Consider the following 14,498-nt stretch of genomic DNA (forward strand, 5'->3'; position numbering starts at 1 on the left):
GAGAAGTCCGGGCAATGTGTCATGATTCGGCGTCAACCTGACCGATTTCGCCTCACATGACTTCAGTGAAAGACGTTGCACAGCTGGCCGGCGTGTCCCTGATGACGGTTTCTCGAGCGCTCAACACTCCGGAAAAACTGAGCGCCGAAACCCTTCTGCGGGTGCGTCGAGCCATTGATGAACTGCAATTCGTACCGAGCCTGTCGGCGCGCAGGATGCGCGGCGACAACCTCCAGTCGCGAACCATCGGTGTGTTCGCGCTGGACACTGCGACCACACCATTCGCGGTCGAGCTGCTGCTGTCCATTGAGCAGACCGCGCAGCAAGCCGGCTGGAATGTCTTTATCCTCAACCTATTAAGCAACCCGCCCACTGACCAGAACATCGACCTAATGCTGTCGCACCGGCCGGACGGCTTGATCTTCAGCGCCATGGGGTTTCGCCGGGTGTGCATTCCCGAGCGGTTGAAGAGCAAACCACTGGTACTCGCCAATTGCCTGACCGATGACAGTCGCCTGGTGAGTTATGTGCCAGACGACGAAAAGGGGCAGTATCGAGCCGTACATCACGCGTTAAGCCAAGGCTATCGGCGCCCACTGTGTATCAATCTGCCAAAACAGAGTCTGGCCTGGGGCTTGCGACAAAAAGGCCTGCAACGTGCCTGTCAGGAATTCGGCCTAGCGCCTGGCGCACTCCTGCAATACGACCTTTCCGATCATGACGCCTATGGTGAAACCGCAGCCATCCTCGACCGACATATCATCGAAGGTCGCCCCCAATTCGACATTCTGATCTGTGGCAATGACCGTATTGCCTTTTGTGCCTATCAGCTGTTGTTGGGCCGTGGCCTGAAGATTCCCGCCGATGTCGCTGTGCTCGGCTATGACAACATGATCGGCATCGCCGAACTGTTCATCCCACCGCTGACCACCGTGCAATTGCCATATTACGAGATCGGTCGCAATGCTGCCCGGCACCTGATCCAGGCCCTCGAGGTATCGGGAGCCCAGCCAGTTGATTGTCCGTTGGTGGTCAGGGCATCACTATAAGAATCAGTAAAGCGAACAGGCGCTCATGAATAAGATCAGCAGTGCCAACGGCGTTGATCCACCAGTCAGTTGACCAGATACGCAGATTTTCCCAGCCAAGCCCACGCAGTAATGCTCCCGCCGCTTGTCTCTATCGCGCGCCGTAGCACTGTGATGGTAATGCGAGGTCGCTGGCCTGTTCTTATGAACCCAAACGGATGAACATTTCAACGGCATTAGCCCACAATCCCTCAGCAAAGCAATGCGCCCGCCCACTTATGAACAAATGACATCGCCCACTTGTTAAATCAGGTGCTAGGTCAGACATATTCATGTGCCAGCGTTTACTGATCGATATGGCGAACCCGTCTTGCATAATACTGCGTCGCCTACGGTGAACAAAAGCAGTCGCACTGTTGTCTTAGGGACATCTGGTGCCCCACAGCTTATGCGGGGCTTTTATCAAGGCTCGCTGTTGGGGTTGCGTGATGGGCATCAAGCCTTTCGTGGGCGCGCTGTTAATGCTCTCTTCCGTTGTTGGCTTGGCTGTCGCTGATCATCGCCATGAGAAACGGGAAGACGAGTACAGGGACGGTCCGTGTCACGTCAAAGAGGTCTCGGACAAGGGCGACTACAAGCTGGAAGTCAAATGCCCGGATGGGCGTGGCAGGACTTGGCCTCGGGGTGAATGGAAGGAGGAATACTGGGACGGTCCGTGCCGGGTGAAGGTCGAAGCCAAGCGGGACGAATACAAGAAAGAAGTAAAATGCGAAGGCCGTGACGATGACTGAAAACGAGGGAAATAAAGTTCAGTTCAAAAAACAAGGCGAAGCTGCGCTAAACCGGTGAACCATTTACATGGCCGACACGTCCACCACAAAAGAACAATGAGTCGACATAAAAATGGCAACGGATCCCGTATTGGCCGTGCTCGGCTACCTCAAAGACCACCATCTGGTACTTACCACTGCCGAGTCCTGCACAGCAGGCTGCATGGTCGCTCTGCTAGCGGCATTCCCAGGCACAGGCGAGGTCCTGGAAAGCGGCTACGTCGTGTATTCGCCCTCCGCCAAGAAGCGTCTGCTAGGTGTAAGCGCGGAAACCATCGAACGGTACGGGCTGACTAGCGAACCAGTCGCATGGGAGATGGCCCTGGGGGCGCTGAAGGACAGCGATGCCAATGTCGTTATCGCAACTACAGGTTTAGCCGGGCCTGACCCAGCAGCTGGGGTTCTACCCGGCACGCTTTGCTTTGCGTGGGCTTTTGCCGGCGAACCGATAGCCGTGTTTACCCGTACCCAGCGTTTTTTTGGTGAGCGAGCGCAAGTCATGCACGACGGTGCCGTCTATGGACTGACGCGCCTGATCCATTATCACGAGCGCTGGCTTCGTGGGGAGCGCGCTTGAAGGGGGCAGGTAATGACAGGCAAGAAGGCGACTTTCGACATCGAATACTGCAGGTGAACCCCTCGACTACCCTCCTCCACCTTTTGCGTAAGCACTTGGATCATGCGGATTCCAAAGACGCAGACTTAAAGCCCAAGCTTTAGATCAGATCACGTGCCGCTTCGAAGAACATTGGCTTGAGGTTTGAGGTTTGAAGGCGGCGCAGACTTCTGCCACTATTTTTTGGAGGTGAGACATGGCGGGTGAAAAATCTATCTCTGCCCTACTACGCGGTATGAGCCCAATCCTCAACGAAGGTGAGTACGTCTTCTGCACTGTCGCTGACTTCGCAGGACTGAGCCCGGACGACTTGGTGGGTAGCTTCAAGGAGAAAGAAGGCTTGACCTTGATCATCGAGCGAAACCGAGCAGAAACGCTCGGGCTGAAGTTTGATTTCGTCGCTGCGTGGATCACCCTGACCATCCATTCGGCCCTCGATGCAGTTGGCTTGACTGCGGCGTTCTCGACTGCTCTGGGCCAAGCAGGGATCAGCTGCAATGTGATCGCAGCCTATTTCCACGATCATGTCTTCGTAGGTAAAGATGATGCGCAAAAAGCAATGAAGGTGCTGAACACCCTTTCCCAGGCTTCTGAGTGAAGCCGGTCGAGACGCCTTATCGCTCAAGGCATTTACGCAGTCCCATCATCGCTGTGCCACATCTGAGTCACTTGACCACCCGCCACCCAGGGCGAGGTAGGCAGCAATAGCAGCACGCGCCGCTTCAGTTTGCGCAACTGCTCGGGAATCTGATGTCCTGAGAAGCTGCTGATCTGCGTTCAGAACGTCTATCAAACTGGCTACACCGTTCTGGAATGCTACAAAGGACGAACGTCGTGCTCGCTCCAGGGATGCCTCACCGCGTTTGAGCGACTGTGCCTGCGCTTGCCGATTGATCAATGCAGACAAAGCTGTTTCAACATCTTCCGAAGCCTCCAGCACAGACTGCCGATAGAGGGCCAGGGCTTCGGCTTCACGTCCTTTGGCCTGGTCTATCTGCGCGTTGATACGGCCAAAATCAAAGAGTCGCCACCTCAAGCCGAGCAATACGGCTGATTGGTTGGCATCGCCCGTGAAAAATGGTTCGCCAGAGGTAGACGCGCTGCCGATCAGCCCGCCTATTGAAAATTTTGGGTAGTACTCACTGATCGCACTGCCGATCATGGCATTGGCAGCCATGAGCCTGCGCTCGGCGGCGATCAGGTCGGGCCGACGGCGGAGCAGATCGGAAGGTTTGCCGATTCGCGCAAGCGCAGGCACCTGAGGGATTGACGAGGCCATTGCCATTTGGGCTCGGTGGGTACCTGGCGCACTGCCCAGCATGACATCCAAAGCGTTGAGAGCCGCATCCAGGCCCGCACGCAAAACCGGCACGGTTGCCTCGACTTGAGACAGTTCGCCCTCGGTTTGACGAACCTCGTAGTCAGGCGCCAGACCTTTGCGGTTGAGCAGGTTGACTTTGGCCAGAAGGTCTTGCTGTGTCTGCACCTGGTTCTGAGCAATGGCCAGACGCGCCTGCAGCCCCCTCACGGTAGTGTAGATATCTGCTGTTTGCGCGGCGACGGCAAGACGAGTTGCGATTGCCACCGCCTCAGAAGCCTGGTACTCACCGACCGCGGCTTGCCGATCACGACGAAGCCCGCCAAACAAGTCGATTTCCCAGCTTGCTTGCAGATTGAGTTCATAGCTGTTGCCGTAGCGGTCATAGTCAGGCGTTGAGTTCAGCAGCTGGCCCAAGGGCGCTTCAACGGATTGCCGTGAGCGTGCAGCTTGGCCATTGATACCCGCGGACGGCACAAGCGCCGCGGTCGCTGAGCCCAGCGCTGCGCGAGCCTGAGCTACACGGGCCTGTGCCTGCGCCAACTGCAGGTTTTGCCCCAGCGCCTCGGTCACAAGCCTGCTCAACAAAGGATCTCCAAATCTTTCCCACCAGACATCAAGGCTGCCGACCGATGTGTCGCTTGCGGTCAACGGCTGTGCATCCGTGACGTAATGATCGGCCAGCGCAACCTCTGGCTGTTTATAATCCGGGCCAACCATGCACCCTGCAGTGAGACTGGCGCTCAACAGCAGAGCAATCGTTCGGTAGGGAAGCATGATGATTCTCATAGACCAAGAGGAGGTGTGACCATATTATATTTTGGTCACACTCTGTCAATCAGTTCCAGGATGCTTCAAAAATGAGTAAATCTTCTCCACCCTCGCCGGCGCGCGGACCAGCCGACCACGACGTGAGGGATCAGATCATCCAGGCTGCCATGGAGCACTTCGCCCATTATGGGTACGACAAAACCACTGTCTCTGACTTAGCCAAATCGATTGGCTTTTCAAAGGCCTACATCTACAAATTCTTCGAATCCAAACAAGCGATCGGAGAGGTGATTTGCTCCAGTCGGCTTGCGCTGATCATGCAGCGCATTGCGACGGCCACCAGCGACGCCCCGACTGCATCGGAGAAGCTGAGACGTCTATTCCGAGCGATCGCTGAAGGCGGGGCTGACCTTTTCTTCCACGACCGGAAGCTCTATGACATAGCGGCAGTGGCATCGCGCGACCAATGGTCGTCGGTCAAGTCTCATGAAGCCAATATCAGTAAGGTCATTCTGGAGATCCTGACACAAGGCCGCGACGCAGGAGAATTTGAACGCAAGACACCCCTGGACGAACTGACGCTGGCGATTTTTCTGATCATGAGGCCATACGTAAATGCCGCGCTCCTTCAGCACAACCTGGACACGCTTCAGGATGCGGTCGTCCAACTGCCGGCTTTGATACTCCGAAGTCTCGCCCCCTAGCAGATTGTGACCATTGACAATATTGGTCACTGGTAGAAAAATGGGATTCCTATATCGCCTTTTGAGAAAGGGATCCCATGCGCCTGCGTCCTGCCGCCATAGTCGGTTGCTTACTCCCACTCGCCCTTGTCGCTTGCGGGGACTCTTCACCTGGAAAAGACCCGAGAGACACACCGCCGGTCGTGAAAGCGGTCTCAGTACAGGACGCGTCAGCCCTTGCACGTTCGTTTTCCGGAGTAGTGGTCGCTCGCACACAGAGTGACCTCGGCTTCCGAGTATCCGGAAAAATCTTGCAGCGCCTGGTCGATACCGGACAAACAGTCAAACGCGGTCAGCCCTTGATGCGCCTGGATCCGGCGGATCTGAATCTGCAGGCGCGCGCGCAGCAAGAGGCAGTAACTGCTGCTCGGGCACGGGCCAAGCAGACCAGTGACGACGAAGCTCGCTATCGAGGGCTGGTGGCCGAGGGCGCGGTCTCGGCATCGTCCTACGACCAGATCAAAGCTGCGGCTGATGCCGCCAAGGCGCAACTCAGTGCCGCGCAAGCTCAGGCTGACGTTGCCAGGAACGCCACTGAATATGCGGTCTTGCTAGCCGACGCCGATGGTGTGGTGATGGACACGCTGGCCGAACCGGGCCAGGTCGTCAGTGCTGGTCAAGCGGTTGTAAGGCTGGCCAGGGCCGGGCAATGAGAAGCTGTCGTCTACTTGCCAGAAACACTCCGACCTGCGCCTGGCTCGACTGCGCTCGCCACGCTATTTGGCAAGCCTGCGCAGGCCGTACCCGCCAAACTGCGCTTGCTTTCGGATGCAGCAGACCCCATCACGCGCACATTCGAAGCCAGGTACGTGCTCACTGGGCCTTTGGCGAGCGCGCCACTGGGTGCAACCATTACGCTTGAGATTCCGGATACCGATACGGATTACGGAGCTAAGCAGATACCCATCGGCGCGCTCTTTGACCCGGGTAACGGAGCAGGGGTTTGGGTGATAGCTGGCCAGCCGGCCAAGGTGTCATGGCGCGCGGTGGAAGTGCTTAGTGTCAGTGACGAAAAAGCGGTCGTGAAGAGTGACCTGCACGCTGGCGATCGGATCGTGGCACTGGGTGCGCATCTGCTGCGCGATGGCGTCGAGGTCATGGAACAGGCTCACACAGCTCAGGTCATGGGGCACCAACCATGAGCCAGCTTCGTTTCAACTTATCGGCGCTCGCAGTACGCGAGCGAGCGATCACCCTCTTCCTGATTGTGCTGATCGCCTTCGCCGGCACGCTGGCCTTCTTCAAGCTGGGCCGAGCAGAAGATCCGCCCTTCACCGTCAAGCAGATGACGGTTATCACTGCCTGGCCCGGCGCCACTGCGCAGGAAATGCAGGATCTGGTGGCCGAACCGTTGGAAAAACGCATGCAAGAGCTGCGTTGGTATGACCGTACCGAAACCTACACCCGGCCTGGGTTGGCGTTCACTATGGTATCGCTGCAAGACAAGACCCCACCTTCGGCGGTTCAGGAGGAATTTTACCAGGCCCGCAAGAAAGCGGGTGATCAGGCCAAGCTCATGCCAGCGGGCGTCATTGGCCCAATGCTCAATGATGAGTTCTCGGACGTGACATTCGCGGTCTACGCGCTCAAAGCCAAAGGCGAACCGCAGCGCCAGTTGGTACGCGACGCCGAAACACTGCGCCAGCAGCTGCTGCACGTGCAGGGCGTCAAGAAGGTCAACATCATCGGGGAACAGGCTGAACGGATATTCGTGTCCTTTTCCCATGACCGCCTGGCCACGCTCGGAATCACGCCACAGGACATTTTCTCGGCCCTTGACAACCAGAACGCCCTGTCACCGGCGGGCTCGGTCGAAACGCAGGGGCCACAAGTGGTGGTCAGGGTTGACGGCGCCTTCGATCAACTGGCAAAGATTCGCGAAACCCCTGTGGTCGCCCAGGGCCGCCCCCTGAAACTGTCGGATGTGGCCGACGTTGAACGCGGCTATGAAGACCCCGCGACGTTCCTGGTGCGTAACGATGGCGAGCCAGCCTTGCTGCTTGGCATTGTCATGCGCGAAGGCTGGAACGGCCTCGACCTTGGCAAAGCCCTGGAGGCCGAAACAGCCAAAATCAACGAAAGCATGCCCTTGGGCATGACGCTCAGCAAGGTCACCGATCAGGCAGTGAACATCACGTCCTCCGTCGACGAGTTCATGATCAAGTTTTTCGTTGCCCTGCTGGTCGTGATGCTTGTCTGCTTCCTCAGCCTGGGCTGGCGTGTCGGCGTTGTCGTCGCAGCCGCGGTGCCATTGACACTGGCGATCGTATTCGTGGTGATGGCCGCAACAGGCAAGAATTTCGACCGGATTACGCTGGGTTCGCTCATCCTGGCCTTAGGGTTGCTGGTCGACGACGCGATCATCGCCATCGAAATGATGGTCGTGAAGATGGAAGAAGGTTACGACCGCATCAAGGCTTCGGCATATGCCTGGAGCCACACGGCAGCCCCCATGCTTTCCGGCACATTGGTTACCGCCATCGGATTCATGCCTAACGGTTTCGCCCAGTCCACTGCCGGCGAATACACCAGCAACATGTTCTGGATTGTCGGCATCGCCCTGATCGCATCCTGGGTGGTGGCGGTCGCGTTCACCCCCTACCTGGGCGTGAAGTTGTTGCCTCGGATCAAGGTGATTGAAGGTGGTCACGCCGCTATTTACAACACCCGTCATTACAACCGATTCCGCGCTTTGTTGGGCTGGGTAATCGCACATAAATGGCTCGTGGCAGGCACTGTGGTTTCGACATTTGTGGCCGCCGTGCTTGGCATGGGATTGGTAAAGAAGCAGTTCTTCCCGACTTCCGACCGCCCCGAAGTGCTTGTGGAGCTGCAGATGCCTTATGGCACCTCCATCGAACAGACAAATGCCACTGCGATCAAGGTGGAGTCCTGGCTACGTCAGCAAGAGGAGGCAAAGATTGTCACTACTTACATCGGCCAAGGCCCGCCCCGCTTCTTCCTGGCAATGGCCCCTGAGTTGCCCGACCCGTCCTTTGCCAAGATTGTCGTCCTGACCGAAAACCAGGGCGCTCGTGAGGCCCTCAAGCTTCGTCTTCGGGAGGCGGCCTCCGAAGGTCTGGCACCCGGCGCTCAAGTGCGGGTAACACAACTGGTATTCGGGCCCTACTCCCCCTACCCGGTCGCCTATCGGGTGATGGGCCCGGATGCCTCGCAACTGCGCCAGATTGCAGCACGCGTCCAAAGCGTGCTGCAGGCGAGCCCCATGATGAAGACCGTCAATACGGACTGGGGCCCGCTTGTTCCCACGCTTCACTTCTCCCTGAATCAAGATCGCCTGCAGTCGGTTGGCCTGACGTCCGCCTCGGTGTCGCAGCAGCTTCAGTTCCTGCTCACCGGTGTGCCGATCACGTCGGTCAGGGAAGATATCCGCTCTGTGCAGGTTGTAGGGCGTGCCGCTGGCCAGATCAGACTCGATCCTGCCCAGATCGAGAATTTCACCCTGGTAGGCTCGAACGGTCAGCGCGTTCCGGTTTCGCAGATCGGTGATGTGAGCATTCGCATGGAGGACCCCATCCTCCGTCGCCGGGACCGAACGCCCACCATGACAGTGCGGGGTGACATCGCGGAAGGGCTGCAGCCGCCTGATGTGTCCACGGCGATCTGGAAAGACCTCCAGCCCATCGTCACGCAGCTGCCTGCGGGCTACAAAATCGAAATGGCAGGCTCTATCGAGGAGTCGGCCAAGGCCAGCCAGGCTATCGTCCCTCTCCTGCCTATCATGATCGCCCTGACTTTGTTGATCATCATACTGCAGGTGCGCTCTATCTCGGCGATGGTCATGGTGTTTCTGACTTCACCGCTGGGGTTGATCGGCGTAGTACCCGTATTACTGCTGTTCGGCCAACCGTTCGGCATCAACGCGTTAGTCGGCTTGATCGCGCTCTCCGGGATTCTGATGCGCAACACCCTCATCCTGATCGGGCAGATTGACCACAACCAGCTTGAAGGACTTGCGCCCTTCGACGCCGTGGTCGAGGCCACAGTGCAACGCGCACGCCCGGTCTTGCTCACGGCATTGGCAGCCATCCTGGCCTTCATCCCCCTCACCCATTCGGTGTTCTGGGGCACCTTGGCCTACACCCTGATCGGAGGCACGTTCGTGGGCACGATCATGACCTTGGTGTTCCTGCCGGCAATGTATTCCATCTGGTTCAAGATCCGCCCCAATAGCCGCATTGCCAAGCCAGAGGCTGCACATCGCGCCTGAGTAGACATTGCCTTCAACCCGTGCGTGCCCGATGCAATTCGAGGTGCGCTCATGATCCAACGAGAGGTCGAAATGACTCACAACGTTAATCAAAAACGCATCGTGGTGACCGGCACCGGCGTTGTCAGCCCGCTGGGCTGCGGCGTAAAGGAAGTCTGGCGGCGATTGCTGGCTGGGCAGTCCGGGATTCGCGCGCTTGCTGGCGATGTCGTCGAAGGCACTGGCGTGTCAGTGGGCGGCAGCGTGCCCACATTGGCCGAGGATGCCGTGGCAGGCTATCAACCCGAGCGGGTCATCCACGCCAAGGAACGCAAGAAGATGGATCGGTTCATCGAGTTTGCGCTGGTAGCAGCGGATGAAGCATTGCAGCAAGCCGGCTGGCATCCCGAGCGTCAGGCTGAACGCGCACGCACCGCCACCATCATCGCATCAGGCGTCGGAGGCTTCGGCGCCATCGCAGAGGCGGTGCGCACCACTGACGCACGTGGCCCTCGCAAGTTGTCGCCCTTCACGGCGCCATCGTTCCTGGCCAATATGGCAGCGGGTCATGTCTCGATACGCTACGGGTTCGAAGGCCCACTTGGGGCCCCCGTCACAGCTTGCGCTGCGGGGGTGCAGGCCATTGGCGACGCCGCTCGGCTCATCAGAAGCGGCGAAGCGGATATTGCGATCTGCGGTGGCGCCGAAGCGGCAATCGATCGTGTGACGCTAGGCTGCTTTGCGGCTGCACGAGCGCTCAGCACGGGCTTTTCGGATAGCCCTGAGCAAGCCTCCCGTCCTTTCGATAGCCAACGGGACGGGTTTGTCATGGCTGAAGGGGCTGGCTTGCTGGTGATCGAGTCGCTGGAACATGCGCTGGCCCGTGGCGCCAAGCCGCTGGCCGAGCTGGTCGGCTACGGAACGAGCGCTGATGCCTATCATCTGACCGCTGGCCCCGAAGACGGAAGCGGTGCCAGGCGTGCCATGCAACTCGCGCTGCAACAGGCGTCGATAGCGCCTGGGGACGTGGACCATATCAATGCGCATGCGACTTCGACCCAGGTTGGCGACAAGGGTGAACTTGCAGCGATTCGCGCCCTATTCGGTAGCGGCAGCGGCGTGGCGATTACATCGACCAAATCGGCCACCGGCCACCTCCTGGGGGCGGCAGGCGGTGTCGAAGCCATTTTTACGGTATTGGCGCTGCAAGATCAGATCGTTCCACCCACGCTCAACCTGACTCAGGTCGATGATGCTGCGCTTGGCCTTGACCTGGTTGCACGAGTAGCCCGTGAAATGCCCATCGAATATGCCTTGTCCAATGGTTTCGGATTCGGTGGGGTGAACGCCAGTGTGCTGTTCCGTCGCTGGGAGGCCAACGTATGAACAGCCAACTCGAAACACACGCCAACGAAGCTGATGGCGATGCTCAGAAGGCCAACGTCCTGACGGCCAAGGTCATCCTGCTACTGGCAGCACTCGCTGCAATCAGCAACTTGTCCACCAATATCATCCTGCCCGCTTTTCCTGAAATGGCCCGACAGCTCAACGTCTCATCCCAGGAACTCGGGCTGACGCTCTCCAGCTTTTTCATTACGTTCGCCTTCGCCCAATTACTGGTAGGGCCGCTTGCCGATCGCTATGGCCGCAAGCGGCTGGTAGTAGGTGGGCTTATGATTTTCGTGGTGGGTACGTTTTGGGCGGCTAACGCCACCACACTCGACATGCTGATCCTCGGACGGGTAATCCAGGCCGTTGGCGTGTGTGCCGCCGCGGTTCTGGCCAGAGCCATCGCTCGCGATCTCTATGAGGGTGAGAACCTGGCACGCGCGTTATCGCTGACGATGATCGCTGCCGCCACAGCGCCAGGCTTCTCACCTTTGATCGGCAGTATGCTGAACACCACTTTGGGTTGGCGCGCACTTTTCATAGCCGTCGGCATGTCGGCAATCCTTATCGCGCTGTTCTACCTCAGAGGGATAGGTGAAACCCTTCCTGCCCATCGTCGGGTGACTCAATCAGTACCTGCGATCCTGATCGCATACGGCAAACTGGCGTCCAACCGCCTCTTCATTTTGCCCGCACTCGCGACCAGCCTGCTGATGAGCGGCTTATTCGCCTCGTTCGCCGCTGCGCCGTCAATCTTGATGGAAGGCATGGGGCTCAGCTCGCTCCAGGTGGGCCTGTATTTCGCGGCAACTGTCTTCGTGGTCTTTGCCGCTGGCTTGGCTGCTCCTCGCCTGGCTCACCGTTGGGGTAGCCGCGCCATTACTTTGTCAGGCCTCGCGACTGCGTGTACTGCAGGTGCATTGCTGCTGGTCGGCCCAAGCAATCCAAGCTTGGGCTGGTACTCATTGTCGATGGTGCTTTTCCTATGGGGTATGGGTATTGCCAATCCGCTGGGAACGGCCTTGACCATGACACCGTTCGGGAAAGAAGCAGGACTGGCGTCAGCCCTTTTGGGGTTCCTGACCATGGCGATCGGAGCAGTGTCGACCTGGATGGTTTCCACGCCGAAGTTCCCCACGATTGCCGTCCTGGGAGCTACTCAAACCTCGGTGTGCGTTCTGGCAATGGTGCTTTTCGCTTGGTATGTCAAACGAAAGGCAATAGTCAGGTAGGAGTATGTCTGCATGAGGTTTGCTCCTGCTTCGCCTGGGATGTGCAATATCAACTGCATGGCCTGGGCAGCACCGGAGGCGACCGCCTTCACGCCTTGAATCCTGGGCGATCCGGTCATCGCGCTCACGCAGCAGCCAGCGGCCGTAATTATTCAAGAAGCATTAGCGGACGCTCGGGTTTTCCAAAGCGAAAGCAACACGCCGCCAATCAGCAGGCCGATTGTAATGCTCAACGATATTTCGGCTGGCACTTTACCCACAATGTCATGAAGGAAAATTTTCGAGCCGATAAAGACAAGCACCAGAGCCAGCGCATATTTAAGGTAAACAAAGCGACTGATCATGGCAGCCAATGCAAAATAGAGCGCTCGCAAACCGAGAATGGCAAAGATATTCGACGTATAAACGATGAACGGATCCTGTGTGATAGCAAAAATCGCAGGCACGCTATCAACAGCAAATACCAAGTCTGCACCCTCAATCAAAATAAGTGCAAGGAAGAGCGGTGTCACCCATAGAATTCTTTTTCCTGACGCATCGGGCAAGCGAACCACAAAGCGTTGACCGTGCAATTCTTTGGTGATGCGTAGGTGGGTGCGCAGGTAGTTGACGAAACGGTTGTTTTCCAAGTCAGGCGCATGATCGACGCGAGCGAATAGCATCTTGACCCCGGTGAAGACCAGGAAAGCGCCAAAACAGTAAAGTATCCAACTGAACTGGGCGATGAGCGCAGCCCCTAGGCCGATCATGATAGCCCTCAAGACGATGACCCCCATGATCCCCCAAAACAATACTCGGTGCTGGAACTCCCGAGGAATGGCCAGGAAGCTGAATATCAGCGCAATAACGAAAACGTTATCCATTGACAGGGATTTTTCAATCAAGAAACCTGTCACATAGTCCATGCTGGCGTCGCTGCCTTTCTGGAAATACACCCAGACCGCGAACAGAAGGCCCATACTGATGTAGCCCGCAGACAGCAACAAGCTCTCTTTGACTCCAATCTCCCGATTCCCGCGATGGAGCACACCTAAGTCAAGCGCCAACAGTGTTAGCACAACAGCGAAAAAGGAAAGCCAAAGCCAGAGATCAGTACCAAGAACCTCTTGGTTCAGATACACACTAAGGGCAGACATGAGCCCCTCCTATATAGTCGTAGTTGAACAACTATGACTCCGACATGGCGGCATAACCGTCAGAGGGGCCCGGCGTCACGAAGAAAGAATTTATCGGGCGCGAGTAGGCCGCAAGTAGAAAACATTTACAAATCGTGTCCATGACAAGCTCAAACGCTTGCAGTGAAAAACTAACTTCGCACACCTGATTGCACCAGCCTCATCGGTGCCCCGCACGTTATCAACGCCTTCATTGGAGCAAAGCGCCGCTCGCTCGCGTCGACCTGATGCAGCGCCTTCCGTCGGTCAGAAGGCACCCTCCCACGCACGCCAGGCCGAACATAGGGTGAACAATCCAAAAAGGCGTTTCACCATGACACCAGCAAAACCTTTTACGTTAATGCTTGCACTTTGCCTGGGCTGCGCTTCAGCACTTGCTTCGGCCGCCACAGACCTGAACCATCAGCGCGCCCCAGGCATGCAATCGAACGACAATGGACAAATGAACGGCCAAGGCGGAGCGACTGGCTCGGGAACACCCGGCGATGGCATGGGTACGGGTGATGGCGGCACTGACGACAATGGGACGGACAATACCGGCGGTGACGGTACCGACAGCGGCTCGGGAACCGGCAGTCATGGCTCTGGTAGTAGCGGCACAGACGCGGGTGGTGGTAGCAGTGGCTCAGCCGGAAGTGGATCTGGCGCAGGTTCCGGCAGTTAGCTGAAAGGGCCGATCGACACGGATCACCCGTCCATCACCGGGTGCGTCAGTTCTGTCCTGGTTTTCAACGGTTCATGCAACCCACGCAGGAGGAAATACCATGCCACGCGGGGACAAAGACAAGTACACGGACAAGCAGAAACGCAAGGCCGAGCACATCGAGCAATCTTACGAGGACAAGGGCGTGGGCAAGGATGAAGCCGAAGCGCGCGCCTGGGCCACCGTCAACAAACAATCGGGTGGCGGTGAAAAGCACGCAGGCTCGGGAAGCAGGACACCGTCGCACGTGAAGAAGACCGCACGCTCGGATTCGGCCAAGCGCGCCGCTGAATCTCGCCAGGGGCATTCGCGGACGTCGCACGCGTCGCTGGAATCGCAAAGCAAGGAAAGCCTTATGAAAGAGGCACGCAGCAAAGACATCAAGGGGCGCTCGACCATGACCAAGGCCCAGTTGATTGAAGCCCTGCAAAAACACGGGTGACGGCCAGATGTGATCGGCAACTTGGCAAGCCGGCTGAACGT

11 protein-coding genes and 1 pseudogene are annotated in these 14,498 nt (G+C 57.7%); 10 read left to right on the forward strand and 2 right to left on the reverse strand.

Features of this window, described 5'->3' with window-relative positions:
• Nucleotides 1–56: 56 nt before the first annotated feature.
• The 4 genes from ACF8FG_RS24405 to ACF8FG_RS24420 all read left to right on the forward strand — a co-directional run bounded on the left by ACF8FG_RS24405 (nt 57) and on the right by ACF8FG_RS24420 (nt 3,072).
• On the forward strand, nt 57–1,049 hold the full coding sequence (locus tag ACF8FG_RS24405; protein WP_318081749.1) for a LacI family DNA-binding transcriptional regulator: 993 nt from the start codon (nt 57–59) through the stop codon (nt 1,047–1,049).
• Between the two features lie 467 nt (nt 1,050–1,516).
• The gene (locus ACF8FG_RS24410) at nt 1,517–1,819 is read left to right on the forward strand and encodes a hypothetical protein (RefSeq protein WP_014590919.1); all 303 of its coding nucleotides are present in this window, start codon (nt 1,517–1,519) and stop codon (nt 1,817–1,819) included.
• A gap of 112 nt (nt 1,820–1,931) precedes the next feature.
• The gene (locus ACF8FG_RS24415; protein WP_041166968.1) at nt 1,932–2,435 is read left to right on the forward strand and encodes a CinA family protein; all 504 of its coding nucleotides are present in this window, start codon (nt 1,932–1,934) and stop codon (nt 2,433–2,435) included.
• Between the two features lie 235 nt (nt 2,436–2,670).
• Nucleotides 2,671–3,072, forward strand: a complete 402-nt coding sequence (locus ACF8FG_RS24420; RefSeq protein ID WP_076403087.1) for an ACT domain-containing protein — start codon at nt 2,671–2,673, stop codon at nt 3,070–3,072.
• 45 nt (nt 3,073–3,117) lie between these two features.
• Here ACF8FG_RS24420 and ACF8FG_RS24425 read toward each other — a convergent pair whose 3' ends face one another.
• Nucleotides 3,118–4,569 carry a TolC family protein gene (locus tag ACF8FG_RS24425; protein ID WP_318081748.1) on the reverse strand — a complete coding sequence of 484 codons (1,452 nt, stop codon included), beginning with the start codon at nt 4,567–4,569 and terminating at the stop codon, nt 3,118–3,120.
• Between the two features lie 83 nt (nt 4,570–4,652).
• Here ACF8FG_RS24425 and ACF8FG_RS24430 point away from each other — a divergent pair, with 83 nt between their 5' ends.
• The 5 genes and pseudogenes from ACF8FG_RS24430 to ACF8FG_RS24450 all read left to right on the forward strand — a co-directional run bounded on the left by ACF8FG_RS24430 (nt 4,653) and on the right by ACF8FG_RS24450 (nt 12,137).
• Nucleotides 4,653–5,267 (forward strand): TetR/AcrR family transcriptional regulator, encoded by a 615-nt coding sequence (locus ACF8FG_RS24430; protein WP_010954179.1) that lies wholly within the window; start codon nt 4,653–4,655, stop codon nt 5,265–5,267.
• A 77-nt stretch (nt 5,268–5,344) separates the two neighbouring features.
• Nucleotides 5,345–6,448: pseudogene (locus ACF8FG_RS24435) on the forward strand (efflux RND transporter periplasmic adaptor subunit).
• Nucleotides 6,445–9,537, forward strand: coding sequence for an efflux RND transporter permease subunit (locus tag ACF8FG_RS24440; RefSeq protein WP_392519314.1), 3,093 nt, complete (start codon nt 6,445–6,447; stop codon nt 9,535–9,537). Before ACF8FG_RS24435 ends, ACF8FG_RS24440 begins: the two are co-directional and overlap by 4 nt.
• Nucleotides 9,538–9,609: 72 nt before the next feature.
• Complete coding sequence (gene fabF, locus ACF8FG_RS24445; RefSeq protein ID WP_189637587.1) at nt 9,610–10,902, forward strand: beta-ketoacyl-ACP synthase II; 1,293 nt, start codon at nt 9,610–9,612, stop codon at nt 10,900–10,902.
• Nucleotides 10,899–12,137 (forward strand): multidrug effflux MFS transporter, encoded by a 1,239-nt coding sequence (locus ACF8FG_RS24450; protein WP_014590912.1) that lies wholly within the window; start codon nt 10,899–10,901, stop codon nt 12,135–12,137. The genes fabF and ACF8FG_RS24450 overlap by 4 nt, the downstream gene beginning before the upstream one ends.
• A gap of 152 nt (nt 12,138–12,289) precedes the next feature.
• Here ACF8FG_RS24450 and ACF8FG_RS24455 read toward each other — a convergent pair whose 3' ends face one another.
• On the reverse strand, nt 12,290–13,273 hold the full coding sequence (locus tag ACF8FG_RS24455; RefSeq protein ID WP_019438170.1) for a TerC family protein: 984 nt from the start codon (nt 13,271–13,273) through the stop codon (nt 12,290–12,292).
• Nucleotides 13,274–14,076: 803 nt separating this feature from the next.
• On the opposite strand from ACF8FG_RS24455, the gene ACF8FG_RS24460 reads away from it, so the two are divergent.
• Nucleotides 14,077–14,457: a hypothetical protein gene (locus ACF8FG_RS24460; RefSeq protein WP_010954186.1), complete on the forward strand. Its 381-nt coding sequence runs from the start codon at nt 14,077–14,079 to the stop codon at nt 14,455–14,457.
• Nucleotides 14,458–14,498: the final 41 nt, after the last annotated feature.

It is taken from the genome of Pseudomonas sp. YQ_6 (assembly GCF_043103245.1).
Lineage (GTDB): Bacteria > Pseudomonadota > Gammaproteobacteria > Pseudomonadales > Pseudomonadaceae > Aquipseudomonas > Aquipseudomonas alloputida.